Raw genomic sequence first — 14,816 nt, 5'->3', positions numbered from 1 at the left:
CTATGGGCTGGCCCGGTCTTTCATACCCCCGGCCAGGGCGAAATCAGCCGGCTGGAGAATTGCCTACTTGCTCGGCGAAGGGGACGGCGTCGGCAACGGGCTCGCCGACGGGCTTGCACTCGCTGACGGAGCCGGGGCGACGCCAAGCCGCGACTCGGCGTCGAGAGCTTTCTGTATTGCTGCGGACAGAAGGTTCTGCTGGGCGCCGTATCCCGCGAAGTCACCCTTGGCCAGGGCGGCCTGTCCATCTTGGATGGCCTTGTTTGCCTGATCCAACGCAGCCTTCAGCTGAGCCTGGGCATCCGCCGCGGCAGGGGGTGTAGTACTCCCTGGCGGAGTGGTGGTGGTCTGGCCGTTATTGGCCGAGTCTCCTGCCGAGGCACCGGAATCGCCGCCGAACAAGACCTTCAGCGCCGCATCCAAGGTGGACGCGAAACCTACCTTGTCACCAAAGGCTACGAGCACTCGCTGAAGCGTCGGGTAGGACGTTTCGCCAGTTGACTTCACGTAAACCGGCTGCACGTAAAGCAGGCCGCCACCCACCGGCAATGTCAGAAGGTTGCCGTTGAGCACATCGGAAGCTCCTTGCCTGAGCAGGTTGAGTTGCTGCGACACCTCAGGATCAGAGTTGAACTTGTTCTGCGCCTGGCCCGGGCCCGGAACCTGGGTATCCGTGGGCAATTGGAGCAATCGCAACTGGCCATATGAGTCCGCCTTCACCCCCTTCTGGTTGCCGGCGTCGGAGTCGGCAGCCAGGAAGCCATACAGGATGTTCCGGGCGTTTCCGTTGACTACCTGTGGAATGAACGAGGAGGTCAGCTGGAACGCCGGCTTGGTCTGGCCGGGCATCTGCAGGGACAGGTAATACGGAGGCTGCCGGACGGGATCAGTGACTGTAGGATCGTTCGGCACGCTCCACGCGTCGTTGTTCTGGTAGAAGCTGTCCGCGTTGGTCACGTGGTAACGGCCAAGCAGCTCCTGCTGGACCTTGAAGAGATCCTCCGGATAACGCACGTGGCTCATCAGCTGTCCGGACATCTCCGAGATCGGTTTGATGGTGCTGGGGAAGATCTTCTGCCAGGACTTCAGAATGGGGTCCTGGTCGTCCCAGGCGTACAGCGTCACTGAGCCGTCATAGGCGTCAACAGTCGCTTTGACCGAGTTCCTGATGTAGTTGACGGAGCTGTTCGGCAAGACCGCAGTGCGCCCGGAGGTCGTTTGCGAGTCAGCGGTGGCGGTTTGCAGTTGTTGCTGCTGGGAGTAGGGGAAGTACTGGCTGGTGGTGTAACCGTCCACGATCCACTTCACCCGGCCATCAATAACCGCCGGATAGGCGCTGCCATCCACGGTCAGGTACGGAGCGACCTTTTCGACTCGATCTCGCGGAGAGCGGTCGTAGAGGATCTGGGACTTCACATTGACGCCGTCAGACAGCAGCAGATCCGAGGACTGGAACTTGATGGAGTACAGGAGGCGGTTGAACCAGTTGCCCACGCTGGGGCCACCATTGCCGGTGAAGGTGTACTGCGTCTCGGTGGTGCTGTCCGTGGCGGCAGGACGGTCCTGCTCGCGCTGAGGAGCACCGTCCGGGGCGCCGACAACCGAGTAGTCAGGCGAATCCTCACCGAAGTAGATGCGGGGTTGGTAGCTCGTATCGCTGCCTAGGATACCCATGGACGGAATCCCGGACAACAGGAAGTCCGGCTTGCCGTCAACGGTGACCGTGTTGCCCTTGGCAGCCACGACGCCGTAACCGTGTGTGTAGACGATGTGCCGGTTGACCCAGGTCTGCTGGCTTGCGTTGAGCCCGTCCTGGTTCAACTCACGGACTGCGATCACGGTGTCCTGGGTCTTGCCGTCCACGGTGTAGCGGTCGACGTTCAGGGACTTGGGGAACTGGTAATACGGACGGTACTGCTCCAACTGGGAGAACGCAGAAGAGACAAGGTTCGGGTCCAACAGCCGGATATTGGCGGTGGTCTGCGCATCCTTGGCAAGCGCCCCGGTCTTGGCGTCCGTGGTGGCGTTATACGGGGATACCTGGATCTTGTCCAAACCGTACGCTGCCCGGGTCATCGAAATATTGCGATCGATGTACTTGTTTTCCAACGTCTGCTCAGAGGGGCGGACCTGGAACTGTTGGATGACCCAGGGGTAGACCCCTCCCGCGAGGATGGACGTGATGATCAGCATGGCCGTGCCGATGACCGGCAGGCGCCAACGCCCGATCACGGCGGCCACAATGAAGAGGATAGCCACCAGACCCGCGGCAACGGCCAGGATTGTCTGTGTGGGGATCACCGCGTTGACGTCGGTATAGAGGGCGCCGGCCCAGTGACCGCCTTGGTTCTGAACGGTGTCGTAGACGTTGAGCCAGAAGTTGGCTCCAAGCAGCAGCAGGAAAACGGCTCCGGTCACGGCGAGGTGGATTTGGGCTGCACGGCTGGTGAAGATGCCGCGCTCCATGAGCCGGATGCTTCCATAGAGATAGTGGGTGAGGATTCCGGCGATGCCGGCGATCACCACAACACTCATGAGGAAGCCTGTGGCGAAGCCGAGGAACGGCAAGGTCATGAGATAGAAACTGATGTCCAGGCCAAATTGCGGGTCGCTCTGGCCGAACGGCACCTGGTTGAAGAACAAGAGCACCGCTTGCCACTGGCTCGCGGCCGCGCTGCCGGCGAAGAGGCCGAACAGCACGGGGATGCCGATCATGACCACGCGCCGCACAGGTTCGAGTTGAGCCTGGTACCGGTTCAGGTTGTCCCTGACCTCGGCGTCCGGGGCGTAGACAGGCCGTGCGTGATAGGCGACGCGGATTGCGTAGAAAATCGGCACGGCCATCAGCACGAAGCCCGCGAGGAAGATCAGGATCCGGGCCAGGTTCTCCCGGAAATAGACTTCGAAGAAGCCCAACTGCTGATACCAGAGGACGTCTGTCCACACATTGGCGAAGAAAATGAATCCCACCACCACGACGGCGACGATGATCAAAGTTGGAGTGAGGGCACCCCGTCTCCGCTGCGGTCTTCCGGGCGGGCTGGTGCTGGCTGGACGGGACAAACTCGATACCTCATCGCTGGTCGTCAGTTTACGGTCATCAGTGCGTGTGTGTTCGTCGGCCCCGGTGCCGGGTGCTAATGGCGGAGGCCGTCATTAGTGCCACGAGTGGCAGTGGAGCTAAGTTCCATCATCAGTCTAGTTGTTGGAGCATGCCGGGAGGCGGGACATGTCCTGGCCCGAGGCGAGTCGTTCAACGGCTGATTTTGCGTCCGCCAGAGTGTCCACTTTGACTACCTGCAGCCCGTCCGGAATGTGCCCCACGACCTCGTCGCAGTTGGCGGCGGGCGCCAGGAAAAGGGTGGCGCCGCCATTGCGGGCTCCGCGCATTTTCTGGGCGATTCCACCAATCGGGCCGACGGTGCCGTCCGGCGAAATGGTGCCCGTGCCGGCCACATGCTTGCCACCCGTGAGGTCGCCGGGGGTGATGCTATCGATGATGCCCAGTGCGAACATCATGCCGGCACTCGGTCCGCCCACCTGGTCCAGGGAGATCTTGACGTCGAACGGGAAGGTGAACTTGTACTGCAGCAGTACGCCCAGGATGTACTTGCCGTTTGAGCCCTTGCCCGGGGTGATGCTCACCGTTACGGGCTTGCCGTTCCGGTCGACCACGACGGCGGCCGGCGCCCCCGCGCCGGCCGCCAGTGCGGTTTGGACGACGTTCAGGGACGTGATCGCCTTGCCGTTGATCGAGGTAAAGACATCCCCCGCTTGGAGTTTGCCTGAGGAGGCCGAGCCGTCGGACAGCCCCGCGACTTCAAGCTTCTGCCCGTACGGAATGTTTTCCTCCTGGAGGGCCGAGGCAACGGCGTTCTCCTGGGAGGTGGTCATGGCAACCGCGCTTTCCTGTTCGGATTGCTGCCTGGTGGTGCCCTTGGGATAGAGAAGTTCTTCGGGATATACCGCCTTCGAACCGTCCAGCCATGCTTGGAACGCCTCGAAAATGTTGACGGGTCCGTTGGGGCCGCCGTTGATGTAGACGGTGGTCAGGTCCAGGTTGCCCTTGGCGGGATATGTCGCGTGTCCCGTGATGCTGATGACCGGTTTGTTGTGGTCGGTACCCAAGGTGTTGAACGTCGGACCGGGAGATTCCACGACGTAGGGAACAGGGAGGACAGCCGCGGCGATTCCCAGGACGATGGTCAGCGCGCCGGAGACCAGCATCGCGATGTACCGTCCGTCCCGGCGACGTGGCGGTTGGGGCGGTTCCTGCGATGGCGCGGCGTCCCCCGCCGCGAAACGGCCGTCCGACGTCGGGACGCCCTGGGGGGTGGAGGGGCCGAGAGGCTGTCCGGGTTCCGCGGCAGCTCCGGGGCTCGGCAAACTAGTCAATGAAAGGCCTCTCCGCGCCGGGAACTGTGTGCCCAACGCTACCGTTTCGACCCCCTCAGGGTGGAGGCCAGTAAACATACCAACGATCCACCCTACTTGCTGTGCCTGCCAGACGTGCTTTGCCTAGAGCGAACGACGCGTTCCTGAGGCAGACAGCCCCCGGGCATCGCGGTACCTTGAAAGTGATCACCAGTCACACCGACGATCGGCGGCACCATGACCTCCAACCCCAATACCCCTCCTAATGGAGACGATTCACCCGTGGATCCCTTGGCAGAAATGCTGAAGAACCTGATGGGCGGGCAAGGCATGGGCAACATCGACCCCGCCGAACTGGCAAAGGCCGCAGGGCTGCCAAACGACCCCAACATGCTGCAGCAAATGTTCGCCCAGGTACAGGCCATGATGAGCTCCACTTCCGAGGGCCCTGTCAATTGGCAGCTCGCCCACGAGAACGCCCGCCGGGTTGCCGCTGCCGGCACTGATCCCTCGGTGAACGCCGTGCAGGCGCGCGAGGTCGACGAAGCGCTCCGGCTCGCGGAACTCTGGCTCGATCCGGTGACCGATCTTCAGGCAACCGGCCTCATCGGCCGCGCTTGGTCCCGCGCTGAATGGGTGGAAGCTACCCTCGCTACGTGGAAACGGCTCACGGAGCCGGTGGCCAACAGCATCGCCAACGCCCTGTCGGACGCGCTGACCCAGCAGATGCCGGAAGAAATGAAGGCCATGATGGGCGGTACCTCGTCCATGTTGCAGAACATGGGTGGAGCAATCTTCGGAATGCAACTGGGCCAGGCCATCGGCGCCCTGTCCGCCGAAGTGGTCAGCTCCACCGACATCGGCGTCCCACTCGCCGACCTCGAAATAGCGTTGCTGCCAGCCAATGTGGCGAAGTTCGGCGAAGGCCTGAGCGTCCCTGAGAACGACGTCCGGTTGTTCCTCGCCGTCCGTGAAGCCGCACATGCCCGGCTCTTTGTGCAGGTTCCATGGCTGCGCGGCCATCTCCTCGGAGCGATTGAAGCGTATGCCCGGGGCATCCATATCGACTTGTCCCGCGTGGAGGATCTCGCCCGGGACCTGGATCCCGGCAACCCCGAGGGCATTCAAGAAGCCCTCTCCCAAGGGGTATTCACCCCCGAACGCACTCCCGAACAGTCGGCTGCCCTCGAGAAACTCGAAACCGCCCTGGCGCTGGTTGAGGGCTGGGTGGACGAACTCACGGCCGCCGCCACCGAGAACGTGCTGCCATCCGCCGTCGCCCTCCGCGAGACCGTGCGCAGGCGCCGCGCCACGGGAGGACCCGCCGAACACGCGTTCTCCTCGCTGGTGGGACTCGAGCTGCGCCCGCGGCGCCTGCGCGAAGCCGCGACGCTCTGGGCCGCTTTGAAGGACGAACGTGGAATCGCCGGCCGCGACGCCATCTGGCAGCACCCCGACCTGCTCCCCACCGCGCATGACCTCGACGACCCGGCGGGCTTCACCGAACGGCGCCGCTTGGCTGAAGCCAGCGACACCGAGGTGGACGATGCATTGCAGAAGCTCCTTGAAGGCGGCTACGACGCTCCGAAGGATGAGGAGAACACAGAGGGCACCCCGGAGGCTCCGAAGCCTGAAGACGGAGATTCCCCCGACAACACGGGACCCGAAGAGCCCAAAGGATAGCCGCTCCTGAAACGCCTAGTCGGCGTCGGCGTCCCAGCCCCCGGCTGGTGCGCCGGCGCCTTCTTCATCCGGTCCAAGCCCCCGCGACGTCGCAAAGGCGACGCCCTCCAGGAAGGCCTTCGCCGGCTGCGTTTCGGGGTACGCCTCCAGCAGGCGCCAAAACGCGGCATTGTGCCCGGCCACCAGAAGGTGCGCGAGTTCGTGGAGCAACACGTAGTCGATCACCCATTGGGGCATGGCCCGGAGCTTGTCCGAAAGCCGGATGGTCCCGTCCGCGGGAGTCGCCGAGCCCCACCGTGACTTCTGGTTGCTGACCCAGCGGACCGACGTCGGGGCCGCACGCCCGCCCAGGTACCGTGACGAGAGTTCCGCGGCGTGAGCGGCAAGGGCCGCGTCGCTCGCGGGCCTCCTCCTGCCGGAACCCTGAGCGCCCCGCTCCCCCTGCCTCTTGAGCTTGTCCAGCATCCGCCGGACCCATTCATTCTCCTGTGCCTTCGTGAAGTGGGCAGGGATCGCAATAACGGCATTCCCGTCCTCCCAGAAGGCCGCCACGGTACGACGACGGCGGGCGGAGCGACGAACGACGACAGGCATGCCGTCGTCGGTGGTCAGCGGCAAAGCCGGCTGGCGCGCGACCGGAGGCACTAGGCAGACCCGTTCTCGACCAGAACCGCCAGCACGGCTTCGCCGTACTTTTCCAGCTTGGAGGGTCCGACGCCGGCGAGTTTCGCAAGCTCCTCAAGCGAAGTGGGCCGGGCTTCGGCGATGGCCGTCAATGTCGCGTCCGTGAAGACCACGTAGGCGGGGACATCGTTGCTCAAGGCCTCTTCCTTGCGCCATTGCCGCAAGGCCTCAAAAGTCTGTTCTTCGTACGTAGGCGGGCACTGGCTACAGCGACCCACTTTGCGTTCGGCGCCAGTGGCGAGCATCGTGCCGCAGACCCTGCACGACGCCGGTGCTGCCGCCTTGCGCCGTGGAGTGGCGCGGCTGCGCGCGCTGGCTCCGAGCACCGAATCGGGACGGAGCCCGTCGAGGAAGCGCGAAGGCTTGCGGTTGGCACGGCCGCCCGGCGTGCGGGCCGTGGACCAGGACAGGTTCAGGTGCTCGCGCGCCCGCGTGATCCCGACGTAGAGAAGTCGGCGTTCTTCGTCCACGCTCTCGGGAGTGTCGGCAAAGGAAATAGGCATGAGTCCTTCGCTCAAGCCGACCAGGAACACGGCATCCCATTCCAGGCCCTTCGCGGCGTGCAGCGATGCGAGGGTCACGCCCTGGACCGTCGGCGCGTGCTGCGCAACCGAACGTTCCTGGAGTTCGTTGACGAATTCCATCAAGGTGAATTCCGGCCCACGGCTGACAACAAGTTCGTCCGCGAGTGCCACCAGTGCTGCCAGCGACTCCCAGCGTTCGCGGAGGGCACCGCCGCTATGTGGGGCGGCATCCGTGTAGCCGAGCGAAGCCACGATGTCCCGGACCAGTTGGCCGAGCGGTTCCTTGCCGGAATCCTCGGCAACGGCACGCGTGGCCGCCCGCAGCTGCAGGATGGCGTCGCGGACTTCCTTGCGGGCGAAGAAACGCTCACCGCCCCGCAACTGGTAGCCGATACCCGCAGAGGCAAGAGCTTGTTCGTACGCTTCCGACTGGCCGTTGGTGCGGAAAAGCACGGCAATCTCGCTCGCCTTGGTGCCGGCGTCGATCAATTCCCGGATCCGGCCCGCGACCACCGCCGCCTCGGCTTCGTCGTCGGGGCATTCCATGAACCGGGGCTCAGGTCCGGCCGGGCGCTGGGCTACCAACTGCAGGGGCTTGGCCCAAGCGGCGTCGGCAACCGTCCCACCACTGCGGCGGGATCCCAGGAGATCGTTGGCGAGCTTCACCACTTGGGGCGTGGAACGGTAGTCGCGAACGAGTTTGACGACCGTCGCCGAAGGGTAATGGCCCTTGAATCCGAGGAGATGCTTGGGAGAGGCTCCCGTGAAGGAGTAGATGGTCTGGCTGGAGTCGCCCACTACGCAGAGTTCGTCGCGGCCGCCGAGCCACAGCTCCAGAAGCCTCTGCTGGAGCGGGGAAACGTCCTGGTACTCGTCCACCACAAAGTGCCGGTACTGCTCGCGGACCGTGGCTGCCACTTTCGGGTCCTCCTGGAGGATGCCCACCGTGATCAACAGGACGTCCTCGAAGTCGATCACATTGCGGTCCGTCTTCACGTCCTCGTAAGACTGGAAAACCCGTGCGACGGCGGTGAGGTCGAAGCCTCCCGGAGTGCCGCGGCCGTGCGCGTTCTCAAGGTAGTTGGCCGGCGTCAGCATGGAAACCTTGGCCCACTCGATCTCAGCAGCAAGATCACGGATGGATGCCCGGTCCGTACTCAACCGGAGCCGCCGCGCGGCTTCGGCGATCATGTTCGCCTTGTGGTCCAGCAAGTTCGGCAGGACGCCGCCGATTGCCTGCGGCCAGAAGAACTGGAGTTGCCTGAGCGCCGCAGCGTGAAAGGTGCGTGCCTGGACGTTTCCGACGCCGAGATCCCGCAGCCGGCTGCGCATCTCGGCGGCCGCCCGGGACGTGAAGGTGACGGCCAGGAGGCGCTGCGGGCTGTAGACACCGGAGTGCACACCGTAGGCAATGCGGTGCGTAATGGCCCGGGTTTTTCCCGTACCCGCTCCGGCCAGGACGCACATCGGCCCGTTGAGGTTGCTGGCGACTTCCCGCTGCTCGGCATCAAGGCCGCCGAGAATCCGGTCCTCGAGTGAAACGGTCTCGCTGAAAATACCGTCTGTCACTGCTGGAGGTCCTCGATGACGCCGCCGTACCAGTGCTCGATCAGGGAACGCGCAATCGAAAGCCTCGTGGAGATCGTGATTTCACCGCTGAGCACGGCTGCCTGCAGTTCCGCGCGGCTGAACCAGCGCGCCCGGGTGACCTCGACGCCGTCGGGCCGGGCCTCGACGTCGTCCGTTGTTGCGGTGAACCCGAGCATGAGGGAGGCCGGAAACGGCCACGACTGCGATCCAAGGTACTGGCACGCGGTGACCCGCACGCCCACTTCTTCGCCGATTTCGCGGACCACGGCCTGTTCAAGCGATTCCCCCGGCTCCACGAAGCCGGCCAGCGTGGAGTAGTTCTTGGCGTCAAGCGGCCCTCCTCCGCCCAGGAGCAGCCTGCCGTCGGAACCGACCACGGTGACGATGATGGCCGGATCGGTCCTTGGATAGTGTTCCGATTTGTCCCGCGGGCACCGCCGGACCCAGCCGCCGGCTTCGATTTCCGTGGGAGTTCCACACTGCGGGCAGTGGGTATGGGTTGCATGCCAGTTGGAAATGGCGCTGGCCTCAACAAACAAGGCCGTGTCCATGGCACCGAGACGGGCAGCGACCTCCCGGAATCCTGCCCAGGAACCGTCGGCCGGAAGGCCCGCGGCTCCGGGCGAAAGCGGCTCGGCGGGCACAAAGAGGACGATGGGCGTTTTCTCCGGGGCCGATGAAGCAGCGAGGGTCCGGCCGAGATAGATGGCAGTGAGCGGTCCGCCAGCCGCTTGAAGGGCGTCGAAGAGCGGCGCGGCGTCGCCCAGCCACAGCTTGTCGCCCACGACGAGGGCTTGGCGCTGGGACAACACCATGGCTTTGGCCGCGCCCGAGGAGATCACTTCATCCAGCATGCCTGGCTTCAGGCGTTCGGCAGATCCGCGGTCAACCATGGCTGGGCGCACCGGAAGAACGGTATCGATAAGGTGGTTTGCCGGCGCCTGGAACTCGGTGAAACTCATGTACCTACCGTACTGACTCGCACCGACAATTGACATTTGGAACCTTCAGCGATGCACACCCCTGAATGCTGTTTTCCAGCGGATCTCAAGACTCGCCGCACTGCATCGCTGCCAGAGGCGCATGTCAATCTACCGTGGAAGACGTGAGAAGAACACCGTTCGAACTGGCCGCTGTAGCTACTGCGGCGGTGCCCGGCCTGACGCCGATGGCTGCCGCCTCTGCCCCGGATGATGCTGCCGATTTCGATTCGGCGCTCCTGGTGGACTCCGAGGGCAAGCGTTGGCGCGTCCGTTCGCCACGCCATCCGGAAGCCAGCGCGCGGCTGGAAACCGAATTCATGATTCTGCGGGCTTTCGCGCCGGCAATCCGGGCCGAACTGCCTTTTCTGATGCCCACTGTCGCCGGAACGGTGCGCCAAGGCGCGCTGAGCACCTTTGTCTATGCCCACTTGGCCGGGGCCACGCGCAGCATCGAAGAACTGTCCACCTGCAGTGACTCCTTGGCCAAGGAGATCGGTGCGGCGCTGGCCGCCGTCCACGACCTCCCCCAATCGCTCGTGAACAACGCCGACCTTCCCAGCTACACGGCCAACGAATTCCGCCAGCGCAAGTTGAACGAGCTGGACCAGGCTGCCACAACGGGCAAGATACCGCCCGCCCTGCTGCGTCGCTGGGAGCACGCACTCGAGGATGTGGCGTTGTGGCGCTTCAACCCGTGCGTGGTCCACGGCGATCTGCACGAAGACAATCTGCTGGTCGATGGCGACAGTGTCACGGCCGTGACGGGATGGACCGATCTGCGCATCGGCGATCCCGCCGATGACTTTGCCTGGCTCGTGGCGTCAAACGAACAGAGATTCGTGGAATCCGTCATGCGGCACTACACGGAAGCCCGACGCGACACTCCGGACGGCCACCTGCTCCGACGCTCGGCGCTCCTTGCCGAATTCGCCCTGGCCCAGTATCTCGTCAAGGCCTTGGCGGCCGGCCACAGTGAAATGACGGCAGAAGCCGAGGCGATGCTCAAGTCCCTCGCCGACGACATCGAGCAGCAAAACGCGTTGGCAGCCGAGGAGGCCGAGGCCGCAGCCGCGGAGCTTGCCGCTGCGGACGCGCTTGCCGCACCCGCAGTTGTCATGGTTTCGGAAGCCGCGGCCGCTGAGGGCGACTCAGCGAAGCCCACGGTGAGTGTCACAGCCATCCCGGAATCTGCTGACGACGACGTTCCCGCGGCCCGTCCGGAAACTGCCGCGGCAACGCCGTCAGTCACGGTTGCACCCCTCGGGGAAGCTGCCACGGGCGTCGCCGCCGAGGACGGTTCGGGAGAATCGACAAACGGGACAGCCCCGGCACCCGAGGCGCCGTCCGAATCAGACGACACCTCGACGACGGCCCTCCAAGTAGTGGAGCCCGCACCGTTGCAGGACGCCAAGGACCACTAGTCCGTCCCGGCTTGGCTGCGGTGGTTTCAGTTGCCCAGCGGTTTCAGTGGCCCAGCGCGGAAGCGATGATGTTCTCCAGTTCTTCGGCCGTGCCCAGGTCGTGGGGCCTCACCACAGCGTCATCGGCAACGTAGTAGAACGCTGCGCTGACGTGCTCCAACGGCACACCCTTGAGGCGCGCCCATGCCAGCCGGTACACCGCCAGTTGCACGGCGCGGGTCTTGAGTTGCCTGCCGGACGGGCGCCTGCCCGTTTTCCAGTCCACCAGTTCCCATGTGCCGTCCGCCCCGCGGAAGACAGCATCAATCCGTCCGCGCACCACGACGTCCCCGATCCTCGTTTCCACGGGAACTTCGACGAAGGCCGGGGACCGGTGGGCCCATTCTGAAGTACTGAACGTCGCCACCATGTCATCAAGTCCGTAGGCTTCGTCGATGTGGGAGTCAGAGCCGGGCGCTTCGTCGAGATCCAGCATTCCTGTGGTTCCGAAGTATTCCTCGACCCAGGAGTGGAAGGCGGTGCCTTTGCGTGCCGAGATCCCGGGTTGCCGGGGCACCGGGCGCCGGAGCTGGCCCAGGACAGCGGCCGGATCGTCTCCCAGGTCGACGAACATCGATGCCGAGATGTGTCCGGGCAAATGGACGTCTTGGACCGGCTTCCGCCGCAGTTGCCGTTCCAACAACAACTCCGCTTCGGCGGCCCAGCCGGCCGCCGCCCCGCGGAGTGAGCCCAGCGAGGCGTCCATGACCAGCGGCGAATCCTTCTGCAGTCGGTCGACGGCGTTCCTGACCCTGGTCGCCGCCGCCTCCATGGCGGCCCGCCGGCCGGGGACCAAGCGGAGCCGTTCCCCCGTTCGAGGGTCGCTCGGGCCCTCGAGCGGATCATAGGGGAAGATCGCCACCTCGGTGCCGACAGTCAGGGGGCTCTCTGTGGGCAGCGCGTCTTCGCTGAGGGACTGGGGGTGGATGGCAGCGGCCGATGCTCCACCGGAATCGCTGCCTGCCTCGCCGGCAAGGCACGCCAGCTCAGCAAGGAAGGGCGAAGTCTCGGCTATCCCGGCCCGGGAACCATTCCACGCGGCGCTCGACGCCCACAGGACGAACTTTGCCCGGGTGTAGGCAACGTAGGCGAGTCTTCGCTCTTCGGCCTCGCCGTGGTGCTGGACTTCCGATTTGAAGTCCTTTTCGGCGTCAAGCCAGCCCTTTTGGTCCGGCTGGTCCAGATCCCATTGGGGGAGATCCGCCCGGTCGCCCCGGAGCGGCCATGGCAGGGCCGCGGTACCGCTGCTCCACCGGGAGTCCCGGTTGCTCGGGAAGGCCCCGGCGTTGAGGCCGGGGACAAAGACAACGTCCCATTCCAAGCCTTTGGAGGCATGGACGGTCAGCAATTGCACGGCCTCGTGGTTCACCTCGGCGTCGGCCATGTCGAGTCCGCCTTCTTCTGTTGCGGCCGCTTCAAGCCACCCCAGGAAAGCCAACAGGTCCACGCGCTGTGAAGTCTGCAGGAAACCCGCCGCGGCGTCATGGAACGCGTCCAGGTTCCGGCGGGCCTGGTGGATGCTCGTCCCGGGCTTCGCAGCGACCTCAATGTCCAGCAGCATGGCGCGCTCCACCTCGCCGATCAACGTGGTCAGATCATCTCCAATGAACCCCCGCAGGTTCCTAAGCTCCGCAGACAAGCGGCCAAGCCGGTCCAAGGCTGCCGCGCTGAGGGAGCGCCCATGGCCGGAAGTCCATCCTGGTCGCGGCAGGAAGTCCAGCGCTTCCACAAGGCTGGCTGCATCCGTAATGTCGCTTTCGACGACCGTCTCCATAGGGCTTTCGTCCGCACCCGACGCCTCGTCTCCGGCACCGCTGTCCACCGTAGCTCCTTGTGATCGCCGCCTGGCCAGGAACTGGGACCAGTCGCGGAAAGCCATCAAATCCGCAGTCCCGATCCTCCACCGGGCCCCGGCCAGCAAACGCATCAGCGCATCTGAACGGCCGGGATCCGCGAGGACCCGGAGCGCCGCCACGAGATCCACCACTTCAGGGGTGTCGAGGAGTCCGCCGAGGCCGACTATTTCATACGGAATCCCTTGGACCTCGAATTCACGCCGCAAGCATTCCATCTGTGCCCGACGGCGGCAAAGTACTGCCATGGTGGGGGAAACCGGCGTACCGTCGGCCGCGGTTTCAAAGACGGTGCGCCGATAACGGCGGACATCCCGCCCAATCGCCGCGGCTTCGTCTTCATCCGTGCCAAAACGTCCGAGGACAACGTTGCCGTCCACGGCCGCCGGGCTCGGTTGCAGCGGCGGCACGGCCACAGCAGTGTCTTCGGCCCTGGAGCCCGGGGCTCCTTCGGTGGCGGCGGCCTTGTTGAGCGGCGCAGAGATGACGTTGGCGGCGGCCAGGATGTTACGCCCGTTCCGCCAGGCAGTGGTCAGGTACGAGGTGGGTGCCGTCGCAAGGGATGCCGTTCCGAAGCCATCTTCCACCCGGACGGGAAATTCCTGGACGAAGTGGAATAGTTGGCCGGCCGAAGCACCCCTGAATCCGTAGATGGACTGGTTGGGATCCCCCACCGCCGTCACAGCATGCCCTCCCCCGAACAGCCGGGAAAACAGGACAAGTTGCGCGTGCGAGGTGTCCTGGAATTCATCCAGCAACACCACCTTGTAGCGGGCCCGTTCGGTGGCAGCTGCCAGTGGTATGTCCTGGGCAATCTTCGCAGCCAGCGCCACGAGGTCGCCAAAGTCGAGGACTCCGCGGTTTCTCTTGGCCTCTTGGTAACGCCCCACCATGTCCGCGACGCTGGCCCTGGTCCGCAACATGGCGCCGAGATCGCCCGCAGCCTGGGACGGGTTCTTTTTCGCCGCGGACGTATAGGGCAATTGCGCGAATTCGGACACGCGGTCCATCAACCAACGCTGAACCTCGGCCGGTTCGCGCAAGTGTTCGGCGCACTCGCCGGCCAACTGCATCACGGCGTTGACCAAGGTGGACTTGGCAGCGCTGAAGTGCTCATAGTCGCCGTCGTACGCTTCAACCACTTCGCTCGCCAGCTGCCAGGCCTGGGCGCCGCCGAGCAGCACCACATCGCGCTCAATACCCAGGCGCAAGCCGTAGTCGGACACGATGCCGCTGGCGTAGGAGTGGTAAGTGGAGACTTTGGGTTCAAGCTCATCGGAACCCGCGACTTCCTCCGGGAAGCCGTACTGCCCGTTGTCCGACGACGCGATGCGTTGCAGGGTGGCCAATTTGGCACGGATACGGCTGGCCAGCTCCCCTGACGCCTTCCGGGTGAAGGTGACGCCCAGGACCTCTTCAGGGCGAACCCATCCATTCGCCACAAGCCACACCACACGGTCTGCCATGGTTGCGGTTTTCCCGGATCCGGCTCCGGCGATGACCAACCGGGGGGTCAACGGTGACGCAATGATGGCGGACTGTTCTTCCGTCGGACGGTTCCGTTCGCCGAGGATATCGGCCAATTCGCCGGGCGAAAACCGGGGTTCCGGCAAGACCGCGCCAACCGTGGCGGACTCTTCCGCCTCCATTCCTGCGAGTGTCTGG

At 64.6% G+C, this 14,816-nt stretch carries 8 protein-coding genes; 2 read left to right on the top strand and 6 right to left on the bottom strand.

Going from position 1 to position 14,816, the window contains the following annotated elements; all coding sequences use genetic code 11:
- Nucleotides 1–63 precede the first annotated feature (63 nt).
- Both KNN17_RS19410 and KNN17_RS19405 read right to left on the bottom strand, forming a co-directional pair.
- Nucleotides 64–3,063, bottom strand: coding sequence for a UPF0182 family membrane protein (locus KNN17_RS19410; protein ID WP_078108347.1), 3,000 nt, complete (start codon nt 3,061–3,063; stop codon nt 64–66).
- A 135-nt stretch (nt 3,064–3,198) separates the two neighbouring features.
- On the bottom strand, nt 3,199–4,395 hold the full coding sequence (locus tag KNN17_RS19405; protein WP_372489704.1) for a YlbL family protein: 1,197 nt from the start codon (nt 4,393–4,395) through the stop codon (nt 3,199–3,201).
- 216 nt (nt 4,396–4,611) lie between these two features.
- Between KNN17_RS19405 and KNN17_RS19400 the strand changes: the two genes are divergently transcribed.
- On the top strand, nt 4,612–6,057 hold the full coding sequence (locus tag KNN17_RS19400; RefSeq protein WP_241710503.1) for a zinc-dependent metalloprotease: 1,446 nt from the start codon (nt 4,612–4,614) through the stop codon (nt 6,055–6,057).
- A gap of 15 nt (nt 6,058–6,072) precedes the next feature.
- Here KNN17_RS19400 and KNN17_RS19395 read toward each other — a convergent pair whose 3' ends face one another.
- From KNN17_RS19395 to nudC, 3 genes are read right to left on the bottom strand one after another with little or no spacing between them, the layout of a single operon-like run.
- A complete protein-coding gene (locus KNN17_RS19395) occupies nt 6,073–6,651 on the bottom strand; it encodes a M48 metallopeptidase family protein (protein ID WP_241710507.1) in 579 nt (192 codons plus the stop codon).
- Between the two features lie 50 nt (nt 6,652–6,701).
- Complete coding sequence (locus KNN17_RS19390; RefSeq protein ID WP_241710502.1) at nt 6,702–8,834, bottom strand: ATP-dependent DNA helicase UvrD2; 2,133 nt, start codon at nt 8,832–8,834, stop codon at nt 6,702–6,704.
- On the bottom strand, nt 8,831–9,817 hold the full coding sequence (gene nudC, locus KNN17_RS19385; protein ID WP_241710501.1) for an NAD(+) diphosphatase: 987 nt from the start codon (nt 9,815–9,817) through the stop codon (nt 8,831–8,833). Before nudC ends, KNN17_RS19390 begins: the two co-directional genes overlap by 4 nt.
- Nucleotides 9,818–9,960: 143 nt before the next feature.
- Between nudC and KNN17_RS19380 the strand changes: the two genes are divergently transcribed.
- Nucleotides 9,961–11,259: a macrolide 2'-phosphotransferase gene (locus KNN17_RS19380; RefSeq protein WP_241710500.1), complete on the top strand. Its 1,299-nt coding sequence runs from the start codon at nt 9,961–9,963 to the stop codon at nt 11,257–11,259.
- A 43-nt stretch (nt 11,260–11,302) separates the two neighbouring features.
- On the opposite strand, the gene KNN17_RS19375 is transcribed toward KNN17_RS19380, so the two are convergent.
- Nucleotides 11,303–14,800, bottom strand: coding sequence for an ATP-dependent helicase (locus KNN17_RS19375; RefSeq protein WP_372489705.1), 3,498 nt, complete (start codon nt 14,798–14,800; stop codon nt 11,303–11,305).
- Nucleotides 14,801–14,816: the final 16 nt, after the last annotated feature.

This window comes from Arthrobacter bambusae, from assembly GCF_022606295.1.
Classification (GTDB): domain Bacteria; phylum Actinomycetota; class Actinomycetes; order Actinomycetales; family Micrococcaceae; genus Arthrobacter; species Arthrobacter bambusae_A.
The sequence above is the reverse complement of the archived record's forward strand: the minus strand, read 5'-3'. Positions and strand labels throughout refer to the sequence as shown.

Bases quoted from the DNA above. Each gene is read 5' to 3' on its own strand.
- KNN17_RS19400 (WP_241710503.1), top strand. From the start codon at position 4,612: ATGACCTCCAACCCCAATACCCCTCCTAATGGAGACGATTCACCCGTG.
- KNN17_RS19395 (WP_241710507.1), bottom strand. From the start codon at position 6,651: ATGCCTGTCGTCGTTCGTCGCTCCGCCCGCCGTCGTCGTACCGTGGCG.
- nudC (WP_241710501.1), bottom strand. From the start codon at position 9,817: ATGAGTTTCACCGAGTTCCAGGCGCCGGCAAACCACCTTATCGATACC.
- KNN17_RS19375 (WP_372489705.1), bottom strand. From the start codon at position 14,800: ATGGAGGCGGAAGAGTCCGCCACGGTTGGCGCGGTCTTGCCGGAACCC.